Source organism: Anaeromassilibacillus sp. An172 (assembly GCF_002160515.1).
Lineage (GTDB): Bacteria > Bacillota > Clostridia > Oscillospirales > Acutalibacteraceae > Limousia > Limousia pullorum.
On record NZ_NFKS01000026.1, the window covers coordinates 12,425 to 37,363 of the forward strand.

Annotated in this window: 25 protein-coding genes and 4 tRNA genes; 20 read left to right on the plus strand and 9 right to left on the minus strand. The window is 39.4% G+C overall.

Annotated elements, in window-relative coordinates:
- The first annotated feature begins 2 nt into the window (after positions 1 to 2).
- From B5F08_RS10920 to B5F08_RS10970, 11 genes are all read left to right on the plus strand, one after another.
- Positions 3 to 614, plus strand: coding sequence for a 4'-phosphopantetheinyl transferase family protein (locus B5F08_RS10920; protein WP_087379250.1), 612 nt, complete (start codon positions 3 to 5; stop codon positions 612 to 614).
- Between the two features lie 107 nt (positions 615 to 721).
- A complete protein-coding gene (gene sigG / locus B5F08_RS10925) occupies positions 722 to 1,507 on the plus strand; it encodes an RNA polymerase sporulation sigma factor SigG (protein WP_087379253.1) in 786 nt (261 codons plus the stop codon).
- Positions 1,508 to 1,607: 100 nt separating this feature from the next.
- Positions 1,608 to 2,414 (plus strand): acyltransferase domain-containing protein, encoded by an 807-nt coding sequence (locus B5F08_RS10930; RefSeq protein WP_087379256.1) that lies wholly within the window; start codon positions 1,608 to 1,610, stop codon positions 2,412 to 2,414.
- A 128-nt stretch (positions 2,415 to 2,542) separates the two neighbouring features.
- A complete protein-coding gene (locus tag B5F08_RS10935) occupies positions 2,543 to 4,210 on the plus strand; it encodes a formate--tetrahydrofolate ligase (protein WP_087379259.1) in 1,668 nt (555 codons plus the stop codon).
- 1 nt (position 4,211) lies between these two features.
- Complete coding sequence (gene tsaE, locus B5F08_RS10940) at positions 4,212 to 4,652, plus strand: tRNA (adenosine(37)-N6)-threonylcarbamoyltransferase complex ATPase subunit type 1 TsaE (protein ID WP_087379262.1); 441 nt, start codon at positions 4,212 to 4,214, stop codon at positions 4,650 to 4,652.
- Positions 4,633 to 5,343: a tRNA (adenosine(37)-N6)-threonylcarbamoyltransferase complex dimerization subunit type 1 TsaB gene (gene tsaB, locus B5F08_RS10945; protein ID WP_087379265.1), complete on the plus strand. Its 711-nt coding sequence runs from the start codon at positions 4,633 to 4,635 to the stop codon at positions 5,341 to 5,343. The genes tsaE and tsaB overlap by 20 nt, the downstream gene beginning before the upstream one ends.
- Before the next feature lie 33 nt (positions 5,344 to 5,376).
- The gene (gene guaA, locus B5F08_RS10950) at positions 5,377 to 6,681 is read left to right on the plus strand and encodes a glutamine-hydrolyzing GMP synthase (protein WP_087379268.1); all 1,305 of its coding nucleotides are present in this window, start codon (positions 5,377 to 5,379) and stop codon (positions 6,679 to 6,681) included.
- A gap of 607 nt (positions 6,682 to 7,288) precedes the next feature.
- A complete protein-coding gene (locus B5F08_RS10955; protein ID WP_330395819.1) occupies positions 7,289 to 8,596 on the plus strand; it encodes an MBOAT family O-acyltransferase in 1,308 nt (435 codons plus the stop codon).
- Positions 8,597 to 8,613: 17 nt separating this feature from the next.
- The gene (locus tag B5F08_RS10960) at positions 8,614 to 10,017 is read left to right on the plus strand and encodes an alginate O-acetyltransferase AlgX-related protein (protein WP_087379274.1); all 1,404 of its coding nucleotides are present in this window, start codon (positions 8,614 to 8,616) and stop codon (positions 10,015 to 10,017) included.
- Positions 10,018 to 10,173: 156 nt separating this feature from the next.
- On the plus strand, positions 10,174 to 11,127 hold the full coding sequence (locus B5F08_RS10965; RefSeq protein WP_087379276.1) for a DUF3658 domain-containing protein: 954 nt from the start codon (positions 10,174 to 10,176) through the stop codon (positions 11,125 to 11,127).
- 15 nt (positions 11,128 to 11,142) lie between these two features.
- Positions 11,143 to 11,490, plus strand: a complete 348-nt coding sequence (locus tag B5F08_RS10970; protein WP_087379279.1) for a TIGR04076 family protein — start codon at positions 11,143 to 11,145, stop codon at positions 11,488 to 11,490.
- 57 nt (positions 11,491 to 11,547) lie between these two features.
- Here the strand turns inward: B5F08_RS10970 and B5F08_RS10975 are convergent, their stop codons facing one another.
- A complete protein-coding gene (locus tag B5F08_RS10975) occupies positions 11,548 to 12,396 on the minus strand; it encodes an AraC family transcriptional regulator (RefSeq protein ID WP_087379282.1) in 849 nt (282 codons plus the stop codon).
- Positions 12,397 to 12,612: 216 nt separating this feature from the next.
- Between B5F08_RS10975 and B5F08_RS10980 the strand changes: the two genes are divergently transcribed.
- From B5F08_RS10980 to B5F08_RS11005, 6 genes are all read left to right on the plus strand, one after another.
- Entirely contained in the window at positions 12,613 to 13,902 is a 1,290-nt protein-coding gene (locus tag B5F08_RS10980) for an ABC transporter substrate-binding protein (RefSeq protein ID WP_087379285.1), read from the plus strand.
- A complete protein-coding gene (locus B5F08_RS10985) occupies positions 13,899 to 14,780 on the plus strand; it encodes a carbohydrate ABC transporter permease (RefSeq protein WP_087379288.1) in 882 nt (293 codons plus the stop codon). Before B5F08_RS10980 ends, B5F08_RS10985 begins: the two co-directional genes overlap by 4 nt.
- On the plus strand, positions 14,780 to 15,658 hold the full coding sequence (locus tag B5F08_RS10990) for a carbohydrate ABC transporter permease (protein ID WP_087379291.1): 879 nt from the start codon (positions 14,780 to 14,782) through the stop codon (positions 15,656 to 15,658). The genes B5F08_RS10985 and B5F08_RS10990 overlap by 1 nt, the downstream gene beginning before the upstream one ends.
- Before the next feature lie 6 nt (positions 15,659 to 15,664).
- Positions 15,665 to 17,074: a sucrose phosphorylase gene (gene gtfA, locus B5F08_RS10995; RefSeq protein ID WP_087379294.1), complete on the plus strand. Its 1,410-nt coding sequence runs from the start codon at positions 15,665 to 15,667 to the stop codon at positions 17,072 to 17,074.
- A gap of 16 nt (positions 17,075 to 17,090) precedes the next feature.
- The gene (locus tag B5F08_RS11000; protein ID WP_204245195.1) at positions 17,091 to 19,283 is read left to right on the plus strand and encodes an alpha-galactosidase; all 2,193 of its coding nucleotides are present in this window, start codon (positions 17,091 to 17,093) and stop codon (positions 19,281 to 19,283) included.
- A 73-nt stretch (positions 19,284 to 19,356) separates the two neighbouring features.
- Positions 19,357 to 19,596 (plus strand): HPr family phosphocarrier protein, encoded by a 240-nt coding sequence (locus B5F08_RS11005; protein ID WP_087379297.1) that lies wholly within the window; start codon positions 19,357 to 19,359, stop codon positions 19,594 to 19,596.
- Positions 19,597 to 19,731: 135 nt separating this feature from the next.
- Here the strand turns inward: B5F08_RS11005 and B5F08_RS11010 are convergent, their stop codons facing one another.
- The 8 genes from B5F08_RS11010 to B5F08_RS11045 form a co-directional block, all read right to left on the minus strand.
- Positions 19,732 to 20,244 carry a YcxB family protein gene (locus tag B5F08_RS11010; RefSeq protein ID WP_158096291.1) on the minus strand — a complete coding sequence of 171 codons (513 nt, stop codon included), beginning with the start codon at positions 20,242 to 20,244 and terminating at the stop codon, positions 19,732 to 19,734.
- A 16-nt stretch (positions 20,245 to 20,260) separates the two neighbouring features.
- Positions 20,261 to 20,914, minus strand: coding sequence for a ComF family protein (locus tag B5F08_RS11015; RefSeq protein WP_087379303.1), 654 nt, complete (start codon positions 20,912 to 20,914; stop codon positions 20,261 to 20,263).
- Positions 20,915 to 21,004: 90 nt separating this feature from the next.
- Positions 21,005 to 21,080, minus strand: a tRNA-Gln gene (locus B5F08_RS11020).
- A 40-nt stretch (positions 21,081 to 21,120) separates the two neighbouring features.
- A tRNA-Lys gene (locus B5F08_RS11025) sits at positions 21,121 to 21,196 on the minus strand.
- Positions 21,197 to 21,199: 3 nt separating this feature from the next.
- A tRNA-His gene (locus B5F08_RS11030) sits at positions 21,200 to 21,276 on the minus strand.
- A gap of 4 nt (positions 21,277 to 21,280) precedes the next feature.
- Positions 21,281 to 21,357: transfer RNA gene (locus B5F08_RS11035), tRNA-Arg, on the minus strand.
- Between the two features lie 174 nt (positions 21,358 to 21,531).
- Positions 21,532 to 22,074 (minus strand): N-acetylmuramoyl-L-alanine amidase family protein, encoded by a 543-nt coding sequence (locus B5F08_RS11040; protein WP_087379333.1) that lies wholly within the window; start codon positions 22,072 to 22,074, stop codon positions 21,532 to 21,534.
- Positions 22,075 to 22,181: 107 nt separating this feature from the next.
- A complete protein-coding gene (locus B5F08_RS11045; protein WP_087379306.1) occupies positions 22,182 to 23,048 on the minus strand; it encodes a polysaccharide deacetylase family protein in 867 nt (288 codons plus the stop codon).
- Positions 23,049 to 23,188: 140 nt separating this feature from the next.
- Between B5F08_RS11045 and B5F08_RS11050 the strand changes: the two genes are divergently transcribed.
- The 3 genes from B5F08_RS11050 to B5F08_RS11060 all read left to right on the plus strand — a co-directional run bounded on the left by B5F08_RS11050 (position 23,189) and on the right by B5F08_RS11060 (position 24,791).
- Positions 23,189 to 23,566: a Fur family transcriptional regulator gene (locus B5F08_RS11050; RefSeq protein WP_087379309.1), complete on the plus strand. Its 378-nt coding sequence runs from the start codon at positions 23,189 to 23,191 to the stop codon at positions 23,564 to 23,566.
- A 67-nt stretch (positions 23,567 to 23,633) separates the two neighbouring features.
- On the plus strand, positions 23,634 to 24,173 hold the full coding sequence (locus tag B5F08_RS11055; protein ID WP_087379312.1) for an NADH peroxidase: 540 nt from the start codon (positions 23,634 to 23,636) through the stop codon (positions 24,171 to 24,173).
- 351 nt (positions 24,174 to 24,524) lie between these two features.
- Positions 24,525 to 24,791, plus strand: coding sequence for a helix-turn-helix domain-containing protein (locus B5F08_RS11060; RefSeq protein WP_204245196.1), 267 nt, complete (start codon positions 24,525 to 24,527; stop codon positions 24,789 to 24,791).
- Positions 24,792 to 24,939 lie beyond the last annotated feature (148 nt).

Consider the following 24,939-nt stretch of genomic DNA (forward strand, 5'->3'; position numbering starts at 1 on the left):
TGGTGGATTGTTTTTTAATAGGTAAATTCAGCCTTGATAATGGTGAAAAGAGAAAAACACAACATTCTAAAGGTATGGAACTGCTTTATAAGGGCTTGAGGGAGTTTTATGCAGAACCTGAGCCTGAGAAGTTTTTAATTGAGAAAACCGAAACAGGAAAACCATTTTTTTCTGATAAGCCGGAGTATAACTTTAATATTTCCCACAGCGGTGAACACTGCGCCGTTATGATAAGTGATAAAATATGCGGGGCGGATGTTGAGGAGATAAGAAATTTTCCAAAAAGAGTGTTGAAAAGAATCTGCACCGATGAGGAACTGGAGTATCTTTCCTCATTGCCTGAAGAGGAACAAAAAGCCGCCCGGTGGATGCTGTGGACGCTGAAAGAAAGCTATGTAAAAGCTGTGGGAAAGGGTCTGTCATTTGGTATGAAAAATATTTCCTTTGAAGCTTTGCCGGAGATAACAGCTTCAATCTGTAAAGCTGAAAAATCATTTTATCTTAAAAGGGAAGATATGGAGCATATAGAACACAATCTGGGAGATTTTTATATATTTTTCGACGGAGATATTTGTGTTTCTTTTTGCCTGGCGAATTTTTCAATGGATTGTTAACAACTTTACGATACGCATATGTCGGTTTAATTTAATAAAAAATCAGAATGAAAAGCCCCGTTGTGTCAATACTAAGATTAAAGTATTGATGCAAAGGGGCTGTAATTTTGCAGTACAACAAGGTTGAAATTTGCGGGGTTAACACATCTTCTCTTAAAGTTTTAAAGGAAAGCGAAAAGCTTGAGCTTTTGAAAATTATGAAAACAGGCTCGAAAAAAGAAGCCAAGGCGGCAAGGGAAAAGCTGATAAACGGAAATCTGCGTCTTGTTTTGTCGGTTATACAGAGATTTGCAAACCGTGGGGAAAATGCCGACGATTTATTTCAGGTTGGCGTTATAGGGCTTATAAAAGCCATTGATAATTTTGACCCCACTTTGGACGTAAGGTTTTCAACATACGGTGTTCCAATGATTATAGGTGAGCTTAGACGGCATCTCAGGGATTACAACTGTATAAGGGTTTCACGCTCTGTCCGTGACACGGCTTACCACGCTATGCAGGTTAAAGAAAAGCTTACACTTAAAAACAACAGAGAACCTACGGTGGAGGAGATTGCCAAGGAACTGAATATTCCCAAGGAAAATGTGGTTTTGGCTTTGGAAGCCATTGTGGAGCCTGTTTCCCTTTACGAGCCGGTTTTTAACGACGGTGCGGACACGGTTTATGTTATGGACCAAATAGGTGACAAAAACGACGATACATCATGGCTTGACGAAATATCAATGAAAGAAGCCATGAAAAATCTCTCCGACAGAGAAAAGAGAATTTTAGGTTTGCGGTTCTTTAAGGGGAAAACACAGACTGAGGTGGCAAAGGAAATAGGAATTTCTCAGGCTCAGGTCAGCAGGATTGAAAAGGGCGCTGTGAACCAAATAAAAAGCAGTCTGTTTTAAATTTAATATTTTGTAAAGGCGGCAGAATTCTTATTTGCCGCCTTTTCTTATTATGTGCTTTGATGTTATAATTAAATAAAAATCATAGGGAAGTGAAAATATGACTTTGGAAAATTTTTGCAGGGGAATAGGACTTGAAAAAGCGGCTTTTGAAGAGCTTAAAAAGATATCTATTACGGAGGAAGAATATTCCCTTTATAAAAAGCTTTATTTTGATGACAGGGAAAAGTTTTTCTCTGATTTAGAGGGCAAAGAAAATTTCCGCCTGTTGTTTTTGTACTGCTATTGCAGGCTGGCGGCGGAGGATTTTGAAAAATATGTTGAGAAAAATATACCGGAGCAGGTTTACTGGGATACATTTTCTGATATTTCAATCTGGTGCATGAACTGCTTTAATCAGTTTGGTGAGTACGGATTGCAGGAATACCGCTGGCTTTACCGACACATAGACTTAACTCTGTTTCGACTTGGCAGGCTTCAGTTTGAAAAGGCTGAATCTCCAAAAGCCATTGAAACAGAAAATATTAAAAAAGGCGATAGGGTTATAAACATCCATATACCACAGGGTGAAAAGCTAAGTTTTGAAGCTTCTAAAAAATCTTTGAAATGGGCGTTTGAGGTTTTCGGAAAGGATATTCCGTATTTGTGCTGTTCATGGCTTTTATGTCCCGACCTTAAAAATGTTTTGGATGAAAATTCAAATATTCTTAAATTTCAAAGCCTTTTCAGCATAATTGAAACAAATTACGAAAGCAGAGAGAGCGAGAAACGAATTTTCGGAAACATAAAGGACAATGCATGCGAATATCCAGAAAACACATCTTTGCAGAGAAATGCAAAGTCATATTTGCTTTCGGGAGGCAGATTCGGCGACAGCTTGGGAATTATAAAAAAGGATTTGTTCTAAAAAATACATGATTTTATCAAATCTTTCCATTTGTAATGTTGAATATGCATGAAATGGCTCTTGTTAAAACAGTGCTTATATGATAAAATAATACCAAGTAGTATAATTTTTTCGGAGGTGTATTGTAGATGCTTACAGATATTGAAATTGCAACCAGAGCAAAACTTGTTCCGATTGCGGAAATCGCAAAAAATCTGGGTATTACAGAAGAAGAGCTTGAGCCTTATGGTCGTTTTAAGGCAAAACTCAATGATGAACTTTTTGAGAGATTGAAGGATAAGCCGGACGGTAAACTTATTCTTGTTACAGCTATCAATCCAACACCGGCTGGCGAGGGAAAAACCACAACCACCGCAGGTCTTGGACAGGCTATGGCTAAAATAGGAAAAAATGCCGTTATCGCTTTGAGAGAGCCGTCACTTGGCCCTGTGTTCGGAATTAAGGGCGGAGCTGCCGGCGGCGGTTATGCTCAGGTACTTCCTATGGAGGACATTAACCTGCACTTTACAGGCGATATGCACGCAATCACAGCGGCAAACAACCTGCTTTGCGCAATGCTTGACAACCACATGCAGCAGGGAAACGCTTTGGGCATTGACCAGAGAAGAATTCTCATAAAGAGATGCCTTGACATGAACGACCGTGCTTTAAGAAATGTGGTTGTTGGTCTTGGCGGAAAAGTAAACGGTATCCCACGTGAGGACGGATTTATCATTACCGTTGCTTCCGAGGTTATGGCTATTCTTTGTCTTGCCAACGATATTAAAGACCTTAAAAAGCGTCTTGGTAATATTTTAGTTGCCTATAAATATGACGGAACTCCGGTTTATGCAAAGGATTTGAAAGCTGACGGAGCTATGACCGTGCTTTTGAAGGACGCTATTAAGCCTAACCTTGTTCAGACTCTTGAGGGAACTCCGGCTATCATGCACGGCGGCCCATTTGCAAATATTGCCCACGGATGCAACTCTGTAAGAGCTACAAAGCTTGCAATGAAGCTTGGCGATTACTGCATCACAGAGGCAGGCTTCGGTTCTGACTTGGGCGCAGAGAAGTTCCTGGACATCAAGTGCAGATATGCAGGCCTTAAACCATCTGCAATAGTTGTTGTTGCCACATGCCGTGCTCTCAAATACAACGGCGGCGTGCCAAAGGCAATGGTAGGCGAGGAAAACATGGAGGCTTTGAAAGCCGGTATTGTAAACCTTGGCGTACATATTGACAACATGAGAAAATACGGTGTTTCTGTTGTAGTTGCAATTAACAAGTTCGGCACCGACAGTGAGGAAGAGCTTAAATTTATTGAGGAATACTGCATTTCCAAGGGCGCAGACTTTGCACTTTCAGAGGTATTTGAAAAAGGCGGAGAAGGCGGCGTAGAGCTTGCAAAGAAAGTTTGCGAAGCTGTTGAGAAGCCATCAGATTTCTCTGTTATCTATCCTCTTGACATTTCCTTAAAGGAGAAAATCCTGACTGTTGCACAGAAGATTTACGGAGCAAAGGATGTTGTTTACACAACTGCCGCAGAAAAAGCGATAAAAGAGGTTGAAAGTCTCGGAGGTTCTGAGCTTCCTATATGCGTAGCAAAGACACAGTACAGCCTTTCAGATAACCCTGCACTTTTGGGCGCTCCTAAGGACTTCACCATCACTGTAAGAGACGTAAGACTTTCAAACGGCGCAGGCTTTGTGGTTGTATTTACAGGGGATATTATGACTATGCCCGGACTTCCTAAGGTTCCTGCCGCAGAGAAAATAGATTTAAACGACGACGGTACAATAACAGGATTATTCTGATATGACAAAATTCACATCTAAAAATATATGCGAAACTGAACGAATCGGAGAAGAGATAGGAAAAAAGCTTAAAGGCACTGAGGTAATTGCTCTTTACGGCGGTTTGGGAATGGGAAAAACCGCTTTGACGAGAGGAATTGCCAAGGGCGCCGGATGCGGGGATTGTGTTTCAAGTCCTACATTCGCCATTGTAAACGAATACAGAGGCAGATTTAAAATTTATCACTTTGATATGTACCGTATTGATGGCTGGGATGACCTGTATTCTATCGGATTTTTTGACTATCTTGAAAACGGTGTGCTTATTATTGAATGGAGCGAAAATATTGAAGCTGTTCTTCCTGAGAATTGCATTAGAATAAAAATCCAAGAGGGAAGCACGGAAAACTCAAGAATTTTTACCATAGAAGGGGAGGACTTTCTTGAAAGTTCTTGCAATTGATACATCGGCGTCGCCTGCATCTGCGGCGCTGGTTGAAAACCAAAAAATTATAGGCGAATTTTTTATAAACACAAAACTTACCCACAGTCAGACTATTATGCCTATGGTTGAGTCACTTTTAAACTGCTGTGAAACCAAGCTTGAGGATGTTGATGTTTTGGCGGTTTCCGCAGGCCCCGGCTCATTTACAGGAATAAGAATCGGAATTGCGGCAATTAAGGGAATGGCTTATGGTGCAGAGAAAAAATGCGTGCCTGTTTCAACCCTTGAGGCTATGGCATATTGCCACCTTTATCACAACGGCATTGTATGCTCTGTTATGGATGCAAGGTGCAATCAGGTTTATAATGGTTTGTTTCGTGTGGAAAACGGCAAGGTTATAAGACTTTGTCCGGACAGGGCGATTTCCATTGACGACCTTATAAAGGAACTGGAAAACGTCCATGAAAATATTATACTTGTAGGCGACGGAGCAGAACTTTGCAATAAGGCCATGGCGCAGACGCCGGTGTGCGCACAGCTTGCTCCATTTAATGTAAGATTTCAAAATGCTTCGGCTGTTGCTTTTGCCGCAGAAATTCAGGCACTTGAGGGTAAAACAATAAGCTCAAAGGAGCTTATGCCTGTTTATCTGAGATTACCTCAGGCAGAAAGAGAGCTGAAAAAGAAGCAGGAAGCTAAAAATAGCTGAAATTTTAAATTTTAAAATCAGCAGGAGGAAAAAATGAAGCAGGACATGATTGTTATTTTGGATTTGGGCAGCACAAAAAACACAAACCTTGCACGTGATATCCGTGCTCTCGGTGTTTACAGCGAGATTTATCCGCACGATATCACAGCGGCAGAGCTTAAAGCCCTTCCAAATGTTAAAGGCGTTATCATCAACGGCGGTGTAAACAATGTAGTTGACGGCGTAGCTATTGATGTAAACAAAGAGATTTATTCAGTAGATGTACCTTTCCTGGCAGTTGACCACATCAAAGCAGACTGTTCAAAGCTTGATAAGTGGCCTGAGGACGAAGCAGAGTATCAGAAAATTCTTAAGGATTTTGTATTCGATATCTGCGGAGCAGCTAAGAATTGGAATATGAAAAACTTTATCGACGACCAGGTTGAGCTTATCAGACGTCAGGTTGGCGATAAAAAGGTATTGCTTGCACTTTCCGGCGGCGTTGACAGCTCTGTTGTTGCCGCTTTGCTTATAAAGGCTATAGGCAATAATCTGGTTTGCGTTCATGTAAACCACGGACTTATGAGAAAGAACGAGTCTGAAAGCGTTGTTTCAGTATTTAAAGACCAGATGAAAGCAAACCTCATCTATGTTGATGCAACTGAAAGATTTTTAACAAAGCTTGAAAACGTTGCTGACCCTGAGCAGAAGAGAAAGATTATCGGTGCAGAGTTCATCAGAGTTTTTGAGGAAGAGGCAAGAAAGCTTTCCGATATCGACTTCTTGGGACAGGGTACAATCTATCCTGATATCATCGAAAGCGGAACTAAGACAGTTAAGGCTGTTAAATCCCACCACAATGTTGGAGGTTTGCCGGAGGATTTGAAGTTTGAGCTTGTAGAGCCATTGAAGCAGCTCTTTAAGGACGAGGTTCGTGCCTGCGGCGTTGAGCTTGGACTTCCACACAATATGGTTTATCGTCAGCCATTCCCAGGCCCGGGACTTGGCGTAAGATGCCTCGGAGCTATCACAAGAGAACGTCTTGAGGCTGTTAGAGAGTCAGACGCAATTTTGAGAGAAGAATTTGAAAAGGCTGGCCTTGACAAGAAGGTATGGCAGTACTTTACAATCGTTCCTGACTTCAAGTCAGTAGGCGTAAGAGATAACGCAAGATGCTTTGACTATCCGGTTATCATCAGAGCTGTAAACACAGTTGACGCAATGAGCGCAACAATAGAAGAGCTGGACTGGCCTATTCTCCACAAGATTACAGACAGAATTTTGAAGGAAGTAAAGAACGTAAACAGAGTATGCTACGACCTCTCACCGAAGCCAACAGCTACTATTGAATGGGAATAATATTAAATAAAAGTTAATATTTAAAGGTAAAAGGATGTTATTAACTGTGATGTTAATAGCATCCTTTTTATTTTGGAATAATTATAATAAAACGTAAGTAAAATAAAACATGATATAAAAATTTGATTTGATATTAAAGATTAAATTTAAAGTACAGTTAAATAAGCGTTTTATCGGGATTTTATGAATTATATGTATGAAAAAATTATATATTGTAAAATTCTTAGTGGCTAATTAAAAGTATTGATAATAAAATTTGAAATATTAAGTTTGATTTTTTGAATATATTTATATTTTATAGTTATGTTATATTGCTTTTTAAGCTTAAAATCTAAAACACAAATAAAACAATAGTTATGACAATTGTTATTTACAAAGTGATTTTTCTGTGATAAACTGGTAATCACCGTAAAATTACAGGAATTATTAGATGAGGAGCAAAATTATGGGGTTTACTACGCAAATATTTTTATTTGTATTTTTTCCGATATGTTTATTGCCCTATATTATTATAGACAGAATTTCTGCTATAAAAAGTATTAGTTGGATATTTGAAAAGTTGCGTGTAAAGGATATAATTATTATTGTTTTTAGTTTAGGATTTTATATGTGGTCATCTGTTAATGACCTATTTAGATTGCTATTGTATATTTTTATTGTTTATTTATTTGGATATTTGATTCAAGCAATAAAAACGAAAAAAGTAAATCTCAGAAAAAGTATCTCCTTAGGCATAATTCCTTTGGTAATTGCAGTTTTATTTGTAATATTTAATTTGGTTTATTTTAACTATATGACTTTCCTTGTGGATTGCTGGAATATGATGTCCGGAAGCTATGTGCTTGTAAACTCTTTGGTTGCTCCTATCGGCATATCGTTTATCACATTTTCGGCGATTTCGTATTTTACCGACATTTATCGAGGACATGCAACATCAGGAAGTCTTATTGACTGTTTGTTATATATATCATTTTTCCCTAAGGTTATTTCCGGTCCTATTGTTTTGTGGAAAGATTTTCAGGGACAAATTAAAACCAGAGCTATGTCATTAAATTTAAGCACAGACGGATTAAATAGAATAATGATAGGATTTGCTAAAAAGGTTATTTTAGCTGATTCTTTCGGAGCATGTTTAAACGAAATTCCCATAGATAAAATGGATCAAATTACCGCTTTCGGTACCTTGATTTTATATATGCTTCAAATTTATTACGATTTTTCCGGATACTCCGATATTGCAATAGGTATTGCTAAAATCTTTGGTTTTGAGTTTAAAGAAAACTTTAACTTCCCTTATCGCTCTACTTCAATTTCAGAATTTTGGAGACGCTGGCATATTTCCTTGGGTACATGGTTTAGAGAATACGTGTATATTCCAATGGGAGGAAGCCGCAGAGGACAGTGGAGAACACTGCGCAATTTAGCAGTTGTTTTTGCTCTTACCGGTATTTGGCATGGCGCAGGCTGGAATTATATACTTTGGGGAGGAATAAACGCTGCATTTGCCGTGGTGGAACGTGTGATTCAGAAAAAGAAATTCTATATCAAGACGCCTAAGGCTATTAAATATATAATAACTATGATAGTTGTACTGATGTTTTGGCAGTTGTTTAAATTCCAGGATTTTGCAGATATCGGAATGGTATTTAACGCATTGTTTGGAAATGTTCCGGCGGATACCCTTTCCTATAACTGGATGTACTACTTCGATACCCAGATTATTTTCTTTACTGTAATAGGAATTTTAGGCTCAACCTTGCTGGGTTCTCCAAAAATAATTGCATGGTATAATAAAGCAGTTTCTACAAAAACCGGATATTTGATTCAGGAGCTTGTATTGCTTGCTGTTTTTGTTGTTGCGATTTTATTTATGGTGAATTCCACATATAGTCCGTTTATTTATTTTCAGTACTGATTGTAAAGGAGACGCCGATGAATTTAATAAAGATTTTTACAGCAATTATTTTTTCTCTTATTATACTTGTTCCTGCCGTTACTTTTAATTTTACACCAAATACGGCTTCTGTTATTGACAATAGAATGTTGGCGGAAAATCCTTTTTCACAGGGTCCCTATGAAGACAGCGATGAATTTACAGCGGCTGTGGAAAGTTATGTAAATGATAGAATCGGACTTCGTGACGAAATGATACTTGCTTATACTGTGTTAAACGATAAATTATTCGGAAAGATGGTGCATCCTAATTACACATATGGAAAGGACGGTTATGTATTCGGACAGGGTCTTTCCACTGTAGAGGACGGATATTATCTTTACCATGAGGCTTTTGCCGATATGATAGAGGATCTTCAGGAGTATTGCGAAGCGAGAGATATACCTTTCCTTTTTGTTTTAAATCCTGCAAAACCTGCCGTACTGACAGAATACATTCCAAGCGGAATAAATTACGGCCGCTCATGGCTGGATGAATTTTTTGATGCTTTGGATGAGCGTGGCATAAGATACTTAGACAACACCGTAACCCTTAGAGAAAAAACAGAAGAGGGAGAGGTTGTTTTTAATCAAAAGTATGACGCAAACCACTGGAATGATTTGGGTGCATATTACGGTACAAATGCAATTTTACAGGAATTACAGGAGGATTTTCCGGAAATAGAGTTAAATGATATTGAGGACTTTACCGTTTCGGAAGTGCTTCAAACATCATTGCCTGTTTCACAGTTTCCTATAGACGAACTGATTCCCGAAATTGAAATAGACTTAGATAAGCTGATAAATAATACTGAACTGTTTAAAGAGGAAATTGAAATGGACCCATCTTATCAAACTTTTGGATATTATGAAAACCCCGAGAAAATCGAAGATGGTTCCCCCAGCGCACTTGTTTTCCAGGGCAGCTATATGAATAATTACGGCTATAAGTATCTGGAAAATGCCTTTGGTGAATATGTATACGTACACGACTATCAGAATGTTTTTGATTTGGATTATTACTTTAATATCTTTAAACCTGACTGCGTAATTTTTGAAATGGCGGAGTACACTTTTTCAGATATTTATTTTGAGTATGATAAGATGATGGAACTGGACATGAACCCTACAATTTCTGAAATAGAGTCTTGGGGACTGTCTGAAGATTGGCAGGTATTAGATACTGAAGATATATATGTTGAAAACAAAGAGGAGCTTACAAGAATTTTCTGGGATACCGACGATGTATTCCAATATGTTTGGATTACATTAGACGGTAAAGAATACGATATGATAGAAACAGAAACCGGCTATGAGCTAACGCTGTTGACAGAAAATTATAGTTCAGATATGAATATAGAAATAATAGCCTACGACGGAAGCTCAATAATTATTTATCAATAATCGTAAAGAAGATGTTGTCTGAATATTACAGACAGCATCTTTTTTGTTTTTATGAATACATTTTGTCTATTGAAGCCTAAAATTAAATATGATAAAATCGTATTATAATTTGATTCGTTTTATCGATTTTGTGTACAGGTAATAAAGGTGATTTTTATGGTCGAAGTTGTGTTTAGTGAGAGTGCAGGGGGAAGCCTTGGGTTTGCTGCTATCAATAACAAACATATGGGCGGCGTCAGCACTGCTATAATTGCAGACGAGCAGGATAGCTTGCCGAATCAGGAGAAAATAGAAAAGATAATCAGGGAACAGGAAGAAAAAGAACGGATAAACTGGGAGAGCGCTGTTCCTCTCAACATAAAGCAAAGAGATATTCTTTGTTTTCCTCTGGCTCTCAGTTTTGGCAATATTGATGAGGGTGGAATTGGAAAGCAAAGGGAAGAGGCTCTAAACAGGCTTTTTAGCATTTATCCGGATGAGGTAAAAGGAGCTTCACAGGAGATGATAAAGAGCTCTGAGAAAAACTTAATAGAGCTGATTTCCCGTGCGGAAAAAGGTGAAGAAATTCGTGTTTGGACAAGCGATACGCCTGACGAGGCATGTGGTATTTGCTGGATGATAGAACAGCTAAAGCCTGTAGGCTTTGAAAATCTGAATATCACCTGTGTAAAGCTTCCGGACTTTCATGTTATGCCTGACGGCACTGCTGCGATATATTCAAGCTGGGGAGAGGTTTCTCCTCATCAGTGGGGACATTTGGCTAAGCTTGGGAAAAAGCTTCCTGCTGATTATATGTATGGATTGTCTTTAAGGTGGCAGAAGCTGCAAAAGGAGAATTCTGTACTGAGGGCTGTATTTAATCATCAGCTTGTCAGTGTTTCAGAAAACTTTTATGATGACTTTATTATCAAAGAGATTGATGCTCAGGAAAAGGAGTTTATGGAGGCTCAGGTTATCGGAAATGTTTTGGGTGAATACGCCTTTGGTATAGGGGACGGTCTTATTGCCCTGAGAATAGAAGAGTTTATCAAAAACGGTATGATTGAGACTGTTACCAAGGCGGACAGCGGCGATGTTTCCTATTACAGAATGTTGAGAAAGTGTTATTAAAACCGGAGGTCAGCTATGAAAAAGTGGTACGATGAAGAATATGAATTTGAAATTGAAGTGACAGGCTTTCTACGTGGTGAAAGGACTGAACATTATTGCCGCAATGGTGAAGAGATAGGGGACAAGTACACCTGCACATATGGATGTCCTGTCAATAAGGACGGCTATGGAATTTGTTCAAAAACCATGATGATGCTTTATCCAATTATGGAGGCGGTAAGAAGCGGCGGAGACCTTACAAATATAGGCGGAAGCGGTGAATACTGCAAGGATATTGTTTGTCCTGACGGATGTGTTATGTTCCGTCTTACCGCAAAGAAATTGGGAAACGAAAATTTCTTCAAAGGCAGATTCTTTGAGTAATTAAAAACGATTAAATGAGAAAATCCACATTAGAGCTGCTCTAAAGGTGGCTTTTACTTATTTCATTTTATTCTGATTTCTCCATTCTCTTGGAGAAATTCCGTATATGTTTTTAAATGCTCTTGAGAAGTGGAGGGAGTTGTCATAACCTACGGCTATTCCTATATCGTTTATGGAGAGCTGGGTTAGCTTTAAAAGCTCGGCGGCTTTTGACATTCGGTAGTTCAGCAAAAATTCCTGAGGTGTTTTGCCGACGCCCAGCTTAAAAATTTTTCCGAAATAGCTTCTGTTAAGTCCGCACACAGCGGCGATATCCTCAACACTTATATTGTTTTGATAGTTGTGTTCTACATAGTGTATGGCTTCGTGAATATAGAAATCTCTCAGCTGGCTTCCGCTGGATACTTTAAAGTCTGCGGCAGAACGGATAAGGTAATCAAGAAAAAGATAAAGATGTCCTATAATGTGAAATGGTGAGGAATCTGCATGTTCTATTATGTACTGCATTTCGTTTACCATGTCGTCACGGAGCTCTTTTTTTCTTGCACGGTACACAGGTGAGTTTTGAGTGATTCCTGCGGCTTCAAGCATACCCTTTACACGGAGTCCGTCAAATTCCAGCCACAGGTATTCCCAGGGGATTTCGTTGTCGGCGATATAGGTTGTTATCTGATCGGGAAAAATCATAAAGCCCTGCATACTTTTTATTGAATATGTCTGTGTAATTCCGTCTCTGTCCTGAGCCATTAAGGTGCCAACGCCTGACAGAACATAGTGAAAAAGAAAGTGGTTTCTTGCGGCAGGGCCGAAAGAATGGGAGGGGGAACACTGCTCTCTGCCGAATTGACACAGTCCCAGGTCGATGAAATTTTCAAGAGGAAAAATAGAAAAAATTAGATCACTCATTTAAAACCCCTCCACAAAAGTTGATGTTTTTTATATTATATCACGAAATATACCAAAATGCGATATTATTTTAAAATACAGGGGTAAAAATCGCAAAATGATATAAAACATCATGATTCATGGTATTCAATGATAGCAAAATGGATGATATAATGTATACACACCAGGAAAACAATGAATAGTCGTAAAAAAACATGTGAAAAAGGAGGAAATGTTATGTTTAAACGAAAATTCGCTGTTTTGGCATTGATTGCGGCGCTGATAACAACAAGTTTTGCTGTGGCAGGCTGCTCTTCACAAGGAGGTGAAAACGGAAAGACGGTCATCACAATGCTTCAGTACAAGCCGGAGGCGGTTGCGGCTTTTGAAGAAATTGAGGAACGATTCAACGCAACTCATGACGATATCGAGCTGAGAATCGAATCTCCAAACGAGGCTATGACTGTTCTGAAAACACGTTTGATTAAGGAAGATTATCCTGACATCGTTGGTATTGGCGGAGATATCAACTATTCAAACTTCTTAGACGCTGACTTGTTCATGGATATTTCCGATTTTGAGGGCATAAACGATATAAAGCCGGTATATATGGAAATCGAAAAATCCCTTGAGTTTATTCCGGAGGACGGCGTGTATACACTTCCTTATGTTGCAAACTGTGCGGGTATCCTTTACAACAAGGATATGTTCGAGGAAAACGGCTGGGAAATCCCAACAACATGGAGCGAGTTTACAGCTCTCTGTGAGGAAATTCAGGCATCCGGAATGACTCCTCTGTATTTCGGATTTAAAGATACCTGGACTTGCTTGTCACCTTGGAACTCTCTTGCGGTTTCTTTGTCACCTGCTGATACCTGCGCTCAGGTAAATATGGGAAATACAACATTTACCGAAGAATACTGGGATGTTGCCGAAAAGATGAAGGAGCTTCTCAACTACTGTGAGCCTAATCCATATGCTTACAGCTATAACGACGCATGTACAGCTTTTGCACGTGGCGAGGTTGCTATGTATCCTATAGGAAGCTATGCTGTTCCTCAGATTCTCTCGGTTAACCCGGACATGAACATTGATTCATTTACATTCCCGGCAAATGACAACGAGGAAGATAATATTCTTACTTCCGGTGTGGATTTGCAGTTCTCAATTATGAAGGAATGTAAGAATAAGGAAGCAGCTTATGAGGTTCTTGAGTTCCTTTTTGAGGATGAAAATATCCAGATTTATTTGGATAACCAGAATGCAATTCCCTGCAAAGAGGGCGACTTTACACTTCCGTCTATGCTTGACGGTATGAAGTCTTATATTGAAGAGGGAAGAGTTTCCGACTTCCACGACCATCACTATCCAAGTGAAATGAGTGTTGACGCTATGGTTCAGACATATCTTTTGGACACCAGCGATAACGCAACGGAAACATTCCTTACAAAATTTGATACAGAATGGGTAAGGTACAACAGAGATTTAATAGAGAAAGTTAAAAAATATCAGGAGGGATTACAATGAAAAAGAATAAGAGACTGTCAAAAAAGACCAGAACCTATATTTTGATGGCTCTTCCTGCATTGGTGTTGTTCGCAGTATTCAACACTGTTCCTCTTATCACAGGTTTTGTTTACAGCTTTACAAACTCAAGAGGTTACGGCTCATTTGATTTTGTTGGTTTCAGAAACTTTATAGATCTGTTTCAGGATTCACGTGTAGGTAATTCCTATTTGTTTACTTTTAAATACGCCATTGTTGGAACAATACTTGTAAACGTTATCTCCTTGCTTCTTGCGGTTGGACTTAACAGCAAGATAAAGTTTAAAAATACCCTGAGAGGTATCTACTTTATTCCGAACATTCTCGGCGGTTTGATTGTAGGTTATATTTTCAGCTTTATCTTTACATATATTATTCCGACTCTCGGAACAACTTTGCACATAGGATTTCTTGAAAACAGTATTCTCGCCAGCGAGAGTGCAGCTTGGATCGGCGTTCTTATCGTAGGTGTATGGCAGGCTGTTGCTATGAACACAATTATTTACATCTCAGGACTTCAGGCAATTCCTGCTGATGTTTACGAGGCAAGCGCTATCGACGGCGCAGGCAAGTGGTACACATTCAGAAAGATTACACTTCCTTTGCTTGTTCCGTTTATAACAATCAACTTTATTTTGAGTACTAAAAACATGCTCATGGTATTCGACCAGATCATGTCTTTGACAAAAGGCGGCCCTGCACAGAGCACAGAGTCAATATCCTATCTTATTTACAGAAACGGTATGGATGGCGGACAGTTCGGCTTCCAGTGCGCTAACGCTGTAATGTTCTTCATTGTTATCGTTGTTATTTCTGTAGTTCAGATGAAAATTACAAGCAAAAAGGAGGAGCAACTGTGATGACTAAAACAGCAGACAAGAAAGTTCGCAGATTAAAGGCAAAAACACCCGGAAAATCCAACATTCTTCTTACGGTAATTCTTATACTTGGCTGTATTACGGTTTTGTTCCCGCTTTACATGGCTATAATTATCGCTTTGAAATCTCCTTCCGAGATGACAAACGATATTGCAGGAGCTTTGAGCCTGCCAAGTTCTTTCAGCCTCGATAACTTTGCAGAGGCTATGAGAGTTACAGATTTCTGGCACTCTCTGGCAAACAGCCTTATCATCACCGGTGTTACAATAGTTCTTTCACTGGTTATCCACTCCATGGCAGGTTATGCAATCGGCAAATGCATGATGCGCCACAAGGGTTTCAAGCTCGTTTATTTCTATATAGTAAGCGGTATGTTTGTTCCATTTGCAATTCTTATGATGCCACTTGTTAAAGAGACAGCTATTATGGGAATTGACAACATGTTCGGTGTAATTATTCTTTACGTGGTATTCTACATGCCTATGAATGTTATGCTCTATACCGGTTATCTTAAAAATATACCTCTTGCCATTGAAGAGGCTGCCGAGGTTGACGGCTCTTCTACATGGAGAACATACTGGACAATCATCTTCCCAATGATGAAGCCTATGCACGCGACAGTTGCTGTTTTGACTGCTTTGGGAACATGGAACGATGTTATGACTCCTCTTGTAATTATGTCAGGTTCCGAAACAACCACACTTCCTCTGGCACAGCTCAACTTCCAGACTCAGTTCGGCACCAACTACAATTTGGCTTTTGCTTCTTACATTTTGGCTTTGATTCCGATTTTGATTTTCTACATAATTTGTCAGAAAAAGATTATCGGAGGTATTGCAAACGGCGCCGTGAAAGGATAAAATATTATGGAACTCAACAACAAAATTATGCTTATAACTTATTCTGACAGCATGGGTAAAGACCTGAAAGAACTCCATGAGGTTTTGAATAAGCATTACAAAAACGCCGTAGGCGGCGTGCATATACTTCCGTTCTTCCCGTCATCCGCAGACAGAGGTTTTGCTCCAATGTGCTATGACAAGGTTGACGAGAATTTCGGAACTTTTGAAGACATTGAAAAGCTGGGCAAGGATTATTATCTTATGTTTGACTTTATGGTAAATCACATCTCAGCTCAGTCAGAATATTTTAAGGATTTTTTAAAGAACAAAGATAATTCAGAGTATAAGGATTTCTTTATCTGCTACAAGGATTTCTGGGAAAACGGGGAACCTACCCAGGAACAGGTTGACATGATATACAAGAGAAAGCCGAGAGCTCCGTATATCGAGGCGGAGTTTGCCGACGGAAGCCGTGAAAAAGTATGGTGTACCTTCTGCGAAGAGCAAATTGACCTTGATGTGACCAAGCAAAAGACAAAGGACTTCATTAAAAAGACAATTATTGATATGTGCGGTCACGGAGCTTCTGTTATCAGACTTGACGCATTTGCTTACGCCATTAAAAAGGCTGATACAAACTGCTTCTTTATAGAACCGGATATCTGGGATTTGCTCTATGAAATAGAGGATATAGCAAAAGCTCATCATGCAGAGATTTTGCCTGAAATTCACGAGCATTACACAATCCCGATGAAGATATCAAAGAAGGGCTTCTGGATATATGATTTTGCTTTGCCGGTTCTTGTGCTTCATGCTCTTTACAATCACACAGGAGAGTATCTTAAAAAATGGCTTGAAATGTGTCCTATGAAGCAGTTCACAACTCTTGATACCCACGACGGCATTGGAATCGTTGACGTTAAAGACCTTTTACCGGATGAAGAAATCGACAAAGTCAAGGAACAGATGTACAGCCAGGGAGCAAACGTAAAGAAAATTTACAGCTCTGAAGCTTACAACAACCTTGACATCTATCAGGTAAACACAACTTATTATTCGGCTCTGGGTAATAATGACAAGTCCTATCTTTTGGCGAGAGCTATTCAGTTCTTTGCACCGGGTATTCCTCAGGTTTACTATGTGGGAATGCTTGCAGGCAGCAACGACACCGAGCTTATGGAGAGAACCAAAAACGGCAGAGATATTAACCGTCATTACTACACAGCCGATGAGGTTGAGCAAGAGCAAAACAGAAAAATAGTAAGGGATATTAAAGAGCTTATGGAGCTGAGAAATTCACATCCTGCATTTAATCTTGACGGTGAAATCTCAGTTGAAGCCAATGACGACAAGCTTGTTATTACAAGAAAATACAAGGACAGCAAAATAACATTGGAGGCTGATTTGTCCACTTACGATTTTAATATCCTGTAATTGTGAGGAGTTTATTATGTCAATCAGCGTTAACGAAAAGGAAAAATTTTTTAGCGTAAAAACAGCCAATACCGAGTATCAAATGAAAGTTGACGAATTTGGGGTTTTAAAGCATATATGGTATGGCGAAATTACAAATAAAAATATGGAGTATCTTTTGGACTATCCTAACGTGGGATTTTCCGGCAGTATATACGAGGCTGGTACAAGACAGACCTATTCGCTTGATACATTGCCCCAGGAATATTCCTGCGAGGGTACGGGGGATTACAGAATTTCTTCATTGTCCGTACTCAATAAGGATGGTGACAGCTCGGTTGACTTGAGGTTTAAAGGCTGGGAAGTTAAAAAGGGAAAGTATTCTATCCCGGGACTTCCGGCATCCTATGATAACAGCAACGAAGCAGAAACTCTTGAGATAACTTTGGAGGACAAGGTTTCAAAAATAGAGGTTGTGCTGAAATACGGAGTTTTTGAAAATACCGATATTATCACAAGAAGCGCAGTTATCACCAACAAAGGAGATAACAGTGTATATCTCAAAAATGCTTCAAGCGTTTGTCTTGATATTCCTTTCGGAAACTGGCAGTGGGTACACTTCCAGGGAAGACACGCAATGGAAAGACAGCTTGAGCGTGCGTCACTTATACACGGTGTTCAGGAAAGCTCCAGTAATCGAGGTGCTTCAAGCCACCAGCAAAACCCCGCAATAGTACTTTGTTCAGCTGATTGCACGGAAATTTCAGGAAGCTGTATAGGAGCAATGCTTATGTACAGCGGAAGCTTTAAAGCGAGAGTTCAGCTTGACCAGATCGACCAGGTGAGAATGGTCATGGGAATAAATCCTGAAATGTTTAAATGGAATCTTAAAGCAGGGGAGAGCTTCTACACTCCCGAGGCATTTTTAAGCTTCAGTTCACAGGGCTTTGAAAAGCTCTCCCACTGCTTCCATAAGTTTATCAGAAACAACGTATGCAGAGGCAAGTATAAGCTTGAGTCACGTCCGGTTCTTATAAATAACTGGGAAGCCACTTACTTTGACTTTAACGAAGAGATACTATATAATATAGCCAAGCAGGCTTCTGAGCTTGGAGTTGATATGTTCGTTCTTGACGATGGCTGGTTCGGACAAAGAAACGGCGAAACAGCCGGACTTGGTGATTGGTTTGTAAACGAGGAAAAACTCAGCGGTTCTTTGAAAAAGTTTGTTGATAAGGTAAAAGCCATGGGAATGAAATTCGGCCTTTGGTTTGAACCTGAAATGGTTTCAGAGGACAGCGACCTTTACAGAAATCATCCGGACTGGGCTATTAAAATTCCTGACAGAGCGCCTGTAAGAAGTCGTTGTCAGCTTGTGCTTGATATGTCGAGAAAAGATGTTCAGGATTATATATACGAAGCTGTAAGCAATGTTTTGAAATCTGCCGATATATCCTATGTGAAATGGGATATGAACCGCAGTATTTCGGATTGGTTCAGCCATGGTCTTAATTCTGAGAATATGGGGGAAATGCCTCACAGATATGTTTTAGGCGTTTATTCTCTCCTTGAAAGACTTACCTCTTCATTCCCTGATGTGTTGTTTGAAGGCTGCTGCGGAGGCGGCGGACGATTTGACGCAGGTATGCTCTATTATTGCCCGCAGATTTGGTGCAGCGACGATACTGATGCTTATGAAAGAACAAAAATACAGTACGGCACATCCTTTTTCTATCCGATTTCTGCCGTGGGTTCTCACGTGTCTACAGTGCCTAACCACCAGACCGGAAGAATTACACCTATTGAAACCAGAGCGGTTACCGCTATGGCAGGAAGCTTCGGTTATGAGCTGGATTTGAATACACTCAGCTCTGAGGAAAAGGAAAGTGTTAAAAATCAAATAAAGCGTTTCAAAGAATATCAGCCTCTTATCCACAATGGTGAATACTACAGACTGAGCAATCCTATGGAGGATGAGTACGCCGCATGGGAATTTGTTTCAGAGGATAAATCCGAAGCTCTTATTCACGGAATGGTATTTTTCACAAAGCCGAATTTTGTGAGATATCTTATAAAGCCGAGAGGCCTTGATGAAAACGCAGAATATGTAATCAACAACGGCAGTGAAACATACACCGGCAAGGCTCTTATGAGCGGCGGCGTGCTTGTTCCAAAAACCTCAGGAGATTACAGCCCTATTGAAATGCACATTGCCAAACTACTTTCCTGATGTATCATTGACTTGATAAATATGACTTCTGAAACATTATGCAAAGCTGATTTTATAAGGAGAAAAAATTACTATGCTTAAAGTAGGTATTAAACTTTACGGGGTTGAAGAAGTTAAAAAGTTTGTCAACACAATTTCACAATATGAATTTGATTTCGATTTGACATCGGGACGTTATATAATAGATGCTAAATCCATGATCGGTATTTTCAGCCTTGACCTGAAAAACGATCTCACACTTGTTATTCACTGCGATGATAAAGCGGTGCTTGATGAGGTTCTCGGAAAGCTTGATGAATTTATCATAAAGTAAACGGATAACATTTTAACTTATTCATTAAAACAGACTTCTATCTCACTTTTTTAAATTTGAAATAATGCACACAAAAACCGCCTGTAGGAACAGCCACACCTACAGGCGGTTTTAAGATTTTTAAGACTATAAATATTATTTGCCTTTTACATACTTTGCTTTCATCATTTTTGTATTTACTATGTTTAAAAAATCGGCGGTTTCATCTGTGCTCATAGAGGATTTATCCATTATTATCATGGAATTCTGTTTTGTAAACATGGTGAAATAATTTGAAGTTTCCACAACTCTTGAAATTATCTGATAATTTATAGGGAGGGTTCCGTTGGTTGCTGAATTTGCAACAATCATTTTGTCGTCTAAAAATTCCACGGTTCCATCCACCTTTTCAGTGCCGTAAAGCTCCCTTATATTCTTTAAATTCTTTTTTACAAGAAGGTTTTCAAAGAATATTATCTCGAAAAATAAAACAAATGCGATAACAAGTATTATTGCAGCCTGAAAATATACCTTAACTGCAAAAAGAATAATAGCCAATATAAAAAATACAATGGCGGAAACAATACATGTTGTTTTTAATTTCCTGCTTAAAATGTGTTTTTTTACCTCTCTTAAAGAGTTTATGTCTATAATTGTATGTAATTTCATTTGAACCTCCATATTATTAAGCCTTTGCAAAAGCGACGCAGAACACGTCCTTGGCTCCGGCTTTTTCTAAAACTTTACAGCACTCGCTGAGGGTTGAGCCGGTGGTTAAAACATCGTCGCACAGCAGTATGGTTTTACCCTTGATAAAATCCAGTGATTTGCTGTCGGCACGAAATGTATTTTTTATGGTTTTTATTCTTTCGTCCCTGTTGAGCTTGTGCTGGGGTTTGTTGTACTCTGTCTTTATCAAAAGATTTTTCATAGGAAGTGACAGATTTTTGGCTATTGAGGAAGCCAAAAGCTTTGAATGATTGTAAAGGGATTTCCTCTTTCTTTTTCTGTGCATGGGGACAAAGGTCACCACGTCAAAGCTGTAATCCGAAAAGCTTTCCTTTATGGCGTCGGTCATATATTTCCCCATAGCCCAGGAAATCTGTCCGCAGCTGTTGAATTTTAGTTTCAGAACTGCCTGTTTCGGTAGACCGCTATATCTAAATGGTGATGTGCAAAGCCAGCGGTTTCCTATAAAATATTTTCCCGTCTGAATTTTTATTTTTGGCCGGCAGTTATCGCAGCAGGTGACAAAGGGCTGTGACACATTTCCGCAGAAGGGACAGCGGCTGGGATAGAAAAAGGACAAAAGATAGGAGAGAGGTTTTGAAAATTTCATAATTATCCCTCCTTAAAGTTTTGTATACCTTATTATATCACAAAATAATGTTTAATAAAATAAAAAAACCTGCCTTTTCAGACAGGTTTTTGGCTGGGCTAGCTGGATTCGGACCAGCGAGATGACGGAGTCAAAGTCCGTTGCCTTACCGCTTGGCTATAGCCCAATATTCAAATTAACCCCCGATTTGGTACATCGGGGGTTATTGGTGACCCATCGGAGATTCGAACTCCGGACACCTTGATTAAAAGTCAAGTGCTCTGCCAACTGAGCTAATGAGTCAAATGGGGTGGATAGTCGGATTCGAACCGACGGTCTCCAGTGCCACAAACTGGCGCTTTAACCAACTAAGCTATACCCACCATATGGCGCGCCAAAAGGGACTCGAACCCCTGACCTACTGCTTAGAAGGCAGTTGCTCTATCCAGCTGAGCTATTGGCGCATTGGTTATTGACACGCTGTTGCGTTGTCAGCTTGTACATTATACCGCACCTATATGCATTTGTCAATACCTTTTTGGAAAAAATATTGTTTTTTACGGGAAATAGCTTAATATTAGTATTCCCGGAATGTTTTTATTATTCCGGGAATAAAATTTTATTTATTTTTTACAAGGTCAAGGCTCTACAAAGGGAACTCCAAGGTAAAGGGCGATACCTTCGGCGAGATTTTTTCCTATTTCGTTTATATTGTCACGTATCCACTGGGCTTGGGTTGGATTGTCGTGGTAAGCTACTTCCGCAAGTACAGCAGGCGCTTTGGTGCGCTTTACCTCCGCCAGTGTTGTGGTGGGGATTATCTCCACGTTGGAGGGGTTGGGATATATTTTTTTGTAATTCTCGGAAATGACCGTCGCCGCTTCCTTGCCTTTACTGCTGGTGGGGTAAAAATAAAAATCAGCACCGCTGAGCTTGCCGGCGAGATTTTCCGGCGCAGCGTTGGAATGTATGGCGAAGTGTAAATCATAGTTGCCTTTGTTGGACTGCTCAATGGCTTGGGTGAGGGTTTGCTCAGGGGAGTTTCTGTCAAACTCAATATTGCTTGCCCTCAGGTAAGGTTCCATTGCGTCGGCTATCAAATTCATGTAGTATTCTTCGTTTCCTCCGTCCACATAGGGGTTCCATTCCTGGAGAGAGGGGCTTAAAAATATTTTGGGCATAGAAATTCTTCCTTTCATAAACATAAAATAAACGGCGCAAAGTGATGCCGTCAGAAAATATATAAAAATCTTTTTGGCAAGCTTTTTGTTTAATACTATGTTGATTTTCATTTTTCAAGACCAATTCTTTTCAGTATCTCTTCTGCTGAGTTTTCCGGCGTCACTATGTATCTGCCTAAGCCGTACAGGCTGTCACTGTCAGATGTTATTGTGTTCAGTTTTTCCGTACATATGAGGGATGCGGAAAAACCAAGCTCTTTTACAAGCTGCTGTGAATAGTCGTCAAAAGCTCCGTAGGGATATGTAAAACAGACTGGATAAAATCCCAGATTTTCATAAATCAGTTCTTGAGCTTTTGAGATATCTTCTCCTACTGTGTTTTTATAGCTTTCATAACTTTCACCGGGAAGCTTTGAAATCCCTTTTCTGCCTTTCAGAGAATGTAAATTAAATGTGTGGTTTTCCACAGAGAAAGTTCCATCTTCTATGGCGTTTTTAAGCTCTTCCCAGCCTGCGCAGCCGTAAACAGGGGATATTGAGTCTGTATTTGAATATTCGGCTGTACAGCTCACTATGGGGGAAATCACGGCGGTGTAACCGTATTTTTTAAGTATGGGACTTCCGTAAAGTATGTTGTTGTAGTAGCCGTCATCAAATGTAATCATTATAGGCCTTGGGGGCAGGGGAGTTCCGTTTTTAACAAAGGCTATAAGCTCTTTAAAAGTGACAGATGTATATCCGTTGTTTTTAAGGTACTTCATATCTCTTTCAAAATCATCCGGGGATATTACATATGTACCCTGAGATTTGCTGTCCTTTTGCAGGGAATGATACATAAGTATTGGAAGCGAGACTTCTTTTTCCGTGTTTTCTTTTGACGTAAATATAAAACCGCACATGGTTAAAATTAAAGAAAAAAATGTAAGTACGGCTATAAGTATACCTGCCGGCTTTAATCTAATATTTGCGTACAAACTGCATCACCTTTTTTCAGATATTATATGTATATTTTTGAAAATTAAAAAATATTACAAAAAAGTCTTTACAAATCAATTCCGATGTGGTATGATAAATTCAACAAATTCAGTAATAATTATTGATTTGAGGTGATTTTATCAGGCGGTTAAATTTCAGCAGTAAAAGACTTGCTATTTACAATGTTATCTGTAGTACAGACTGCCATCCCAGCGCAAGGTGGGTCTATGACAATCTTAAAGATGACCGCCCTGATCTGAGTTTGGGAACAGTTTACAGAAATATCAGCCTGTTCAAAGAACAGGGTATAGTTAAGTACGTGGCAACTGTTGACGGTGAAGAGAGAATAGACGGTCGCACAGACCCACATGCTCACTTTGTCTGCAACAGATGCGGAAGAATTTACGATGTAGAGGATAACGAACCGACTGCGGCTGAAACTGCCCTTATTGGGGACGGATTCAATGTAGAAAGCAAAAGCGTCACCTACTACGGTGTATGCGATAAATGTAAATAAGCGGCTGGTTTGATATCAATAAATTTATTAAAACAAAAAATTAACGAAATTTAGGAGGATTTATATTATGGCAAAATGGGTTTGCAACGTATGCGGTTATATTCACGAAGGTCCAGAGGCTCCGGAGGTATGTCCTCAGTGCAAAGCTCCTGCATCAAAGTTCACACAGGTTCAGGAAGGCGCTACATATGCAACTGAGCACGTTGTAGGTATCGCACAGGGCGCTTCTGAGGATATCATGGAAGATCTCAGAGCTAACTTCAACGGCGAGTGCGCAGAGGTTGGTATGTATCTTGCAATGTCAAGAGTTGCTGAGAGAGAGGGCTATCCGGAAGTTGCTGAGGCTTTCAAGAGATACGCATTTGAAGAGGCAGAGCATGCAGCAAAGTTTGCAGAGCTCCTCGGCGAAGTTCTCACAGACAGCACAAAGAAGAACCTGGAGATGAGAGCAGAGGCAGAGGCTGGCGCTTGCATGGGCAAGTTCGACCTCGCTAAGAGAGCTAAGGCTGCTGACCTCGACGCTATTCACGACACAGTTCACGAGATGGCTAAGGATGAAGCTCGTCACGGCTGCGGTTTCGCAGGTCTCCTCAAGAGATATTTCTAATTAAAAAATATAGCTTGGCATATAGCCAATAAAAAAGAAGCTGTTGTAAAGTTAATCCTTTACAACAGCTTCTTTGCATTTCAGGGAAGTTGGGACAAAAATCAAGTTAATTATTATCAACGATAACAGACCGTGGATTGAGTCTTATATTGTTTAATGTTTTTCTTAGCACTTAAAAACCTGTGTGATAAAATATTTAATAATATGTTATAAAAAATAAGTGCCAAAAGGTTGGCGTACATCAACTCCCCTGTCACATTGATTATATCACATATTTATAAAAATGTCTACTATCATAGACAATTATTGTGCATTTTCTGCTTACACTAATCCCAAGGGAGGTTGTCATTGATGATAGAATTTAATAAATATGCGGTAGGTGTGGTAATTCGCCGTCTTAGAAAAGAGCGGAAATTATCACAGGAGGTTTTAAGCGGCCTTGCAGGTCTTGCCAGAAGCCATTTGGCAATGATAGAAAGCGGAAACAAAAAAGCAAATCTTGAAACTATCTGGAAAATAGCAAATGCTTTGGGGATTACACCACACGAGCTTGTAAATCTTATTGAGGAAGAAATTTCAAACGGACATAATCAGGATATTGGTTTAGAATATAAATAATTACAAAGATACAAAATTTAATTTTATGAAAAAATTTTTAAAAGCGGTGCGTTTTTGTCTACGATAGTTGACAAAAACGCACCGCTGTGTTATAATACGGTTAATAAAAAGATTGTAATTTTTAATCTTTTTATTAAATAATAAAAGG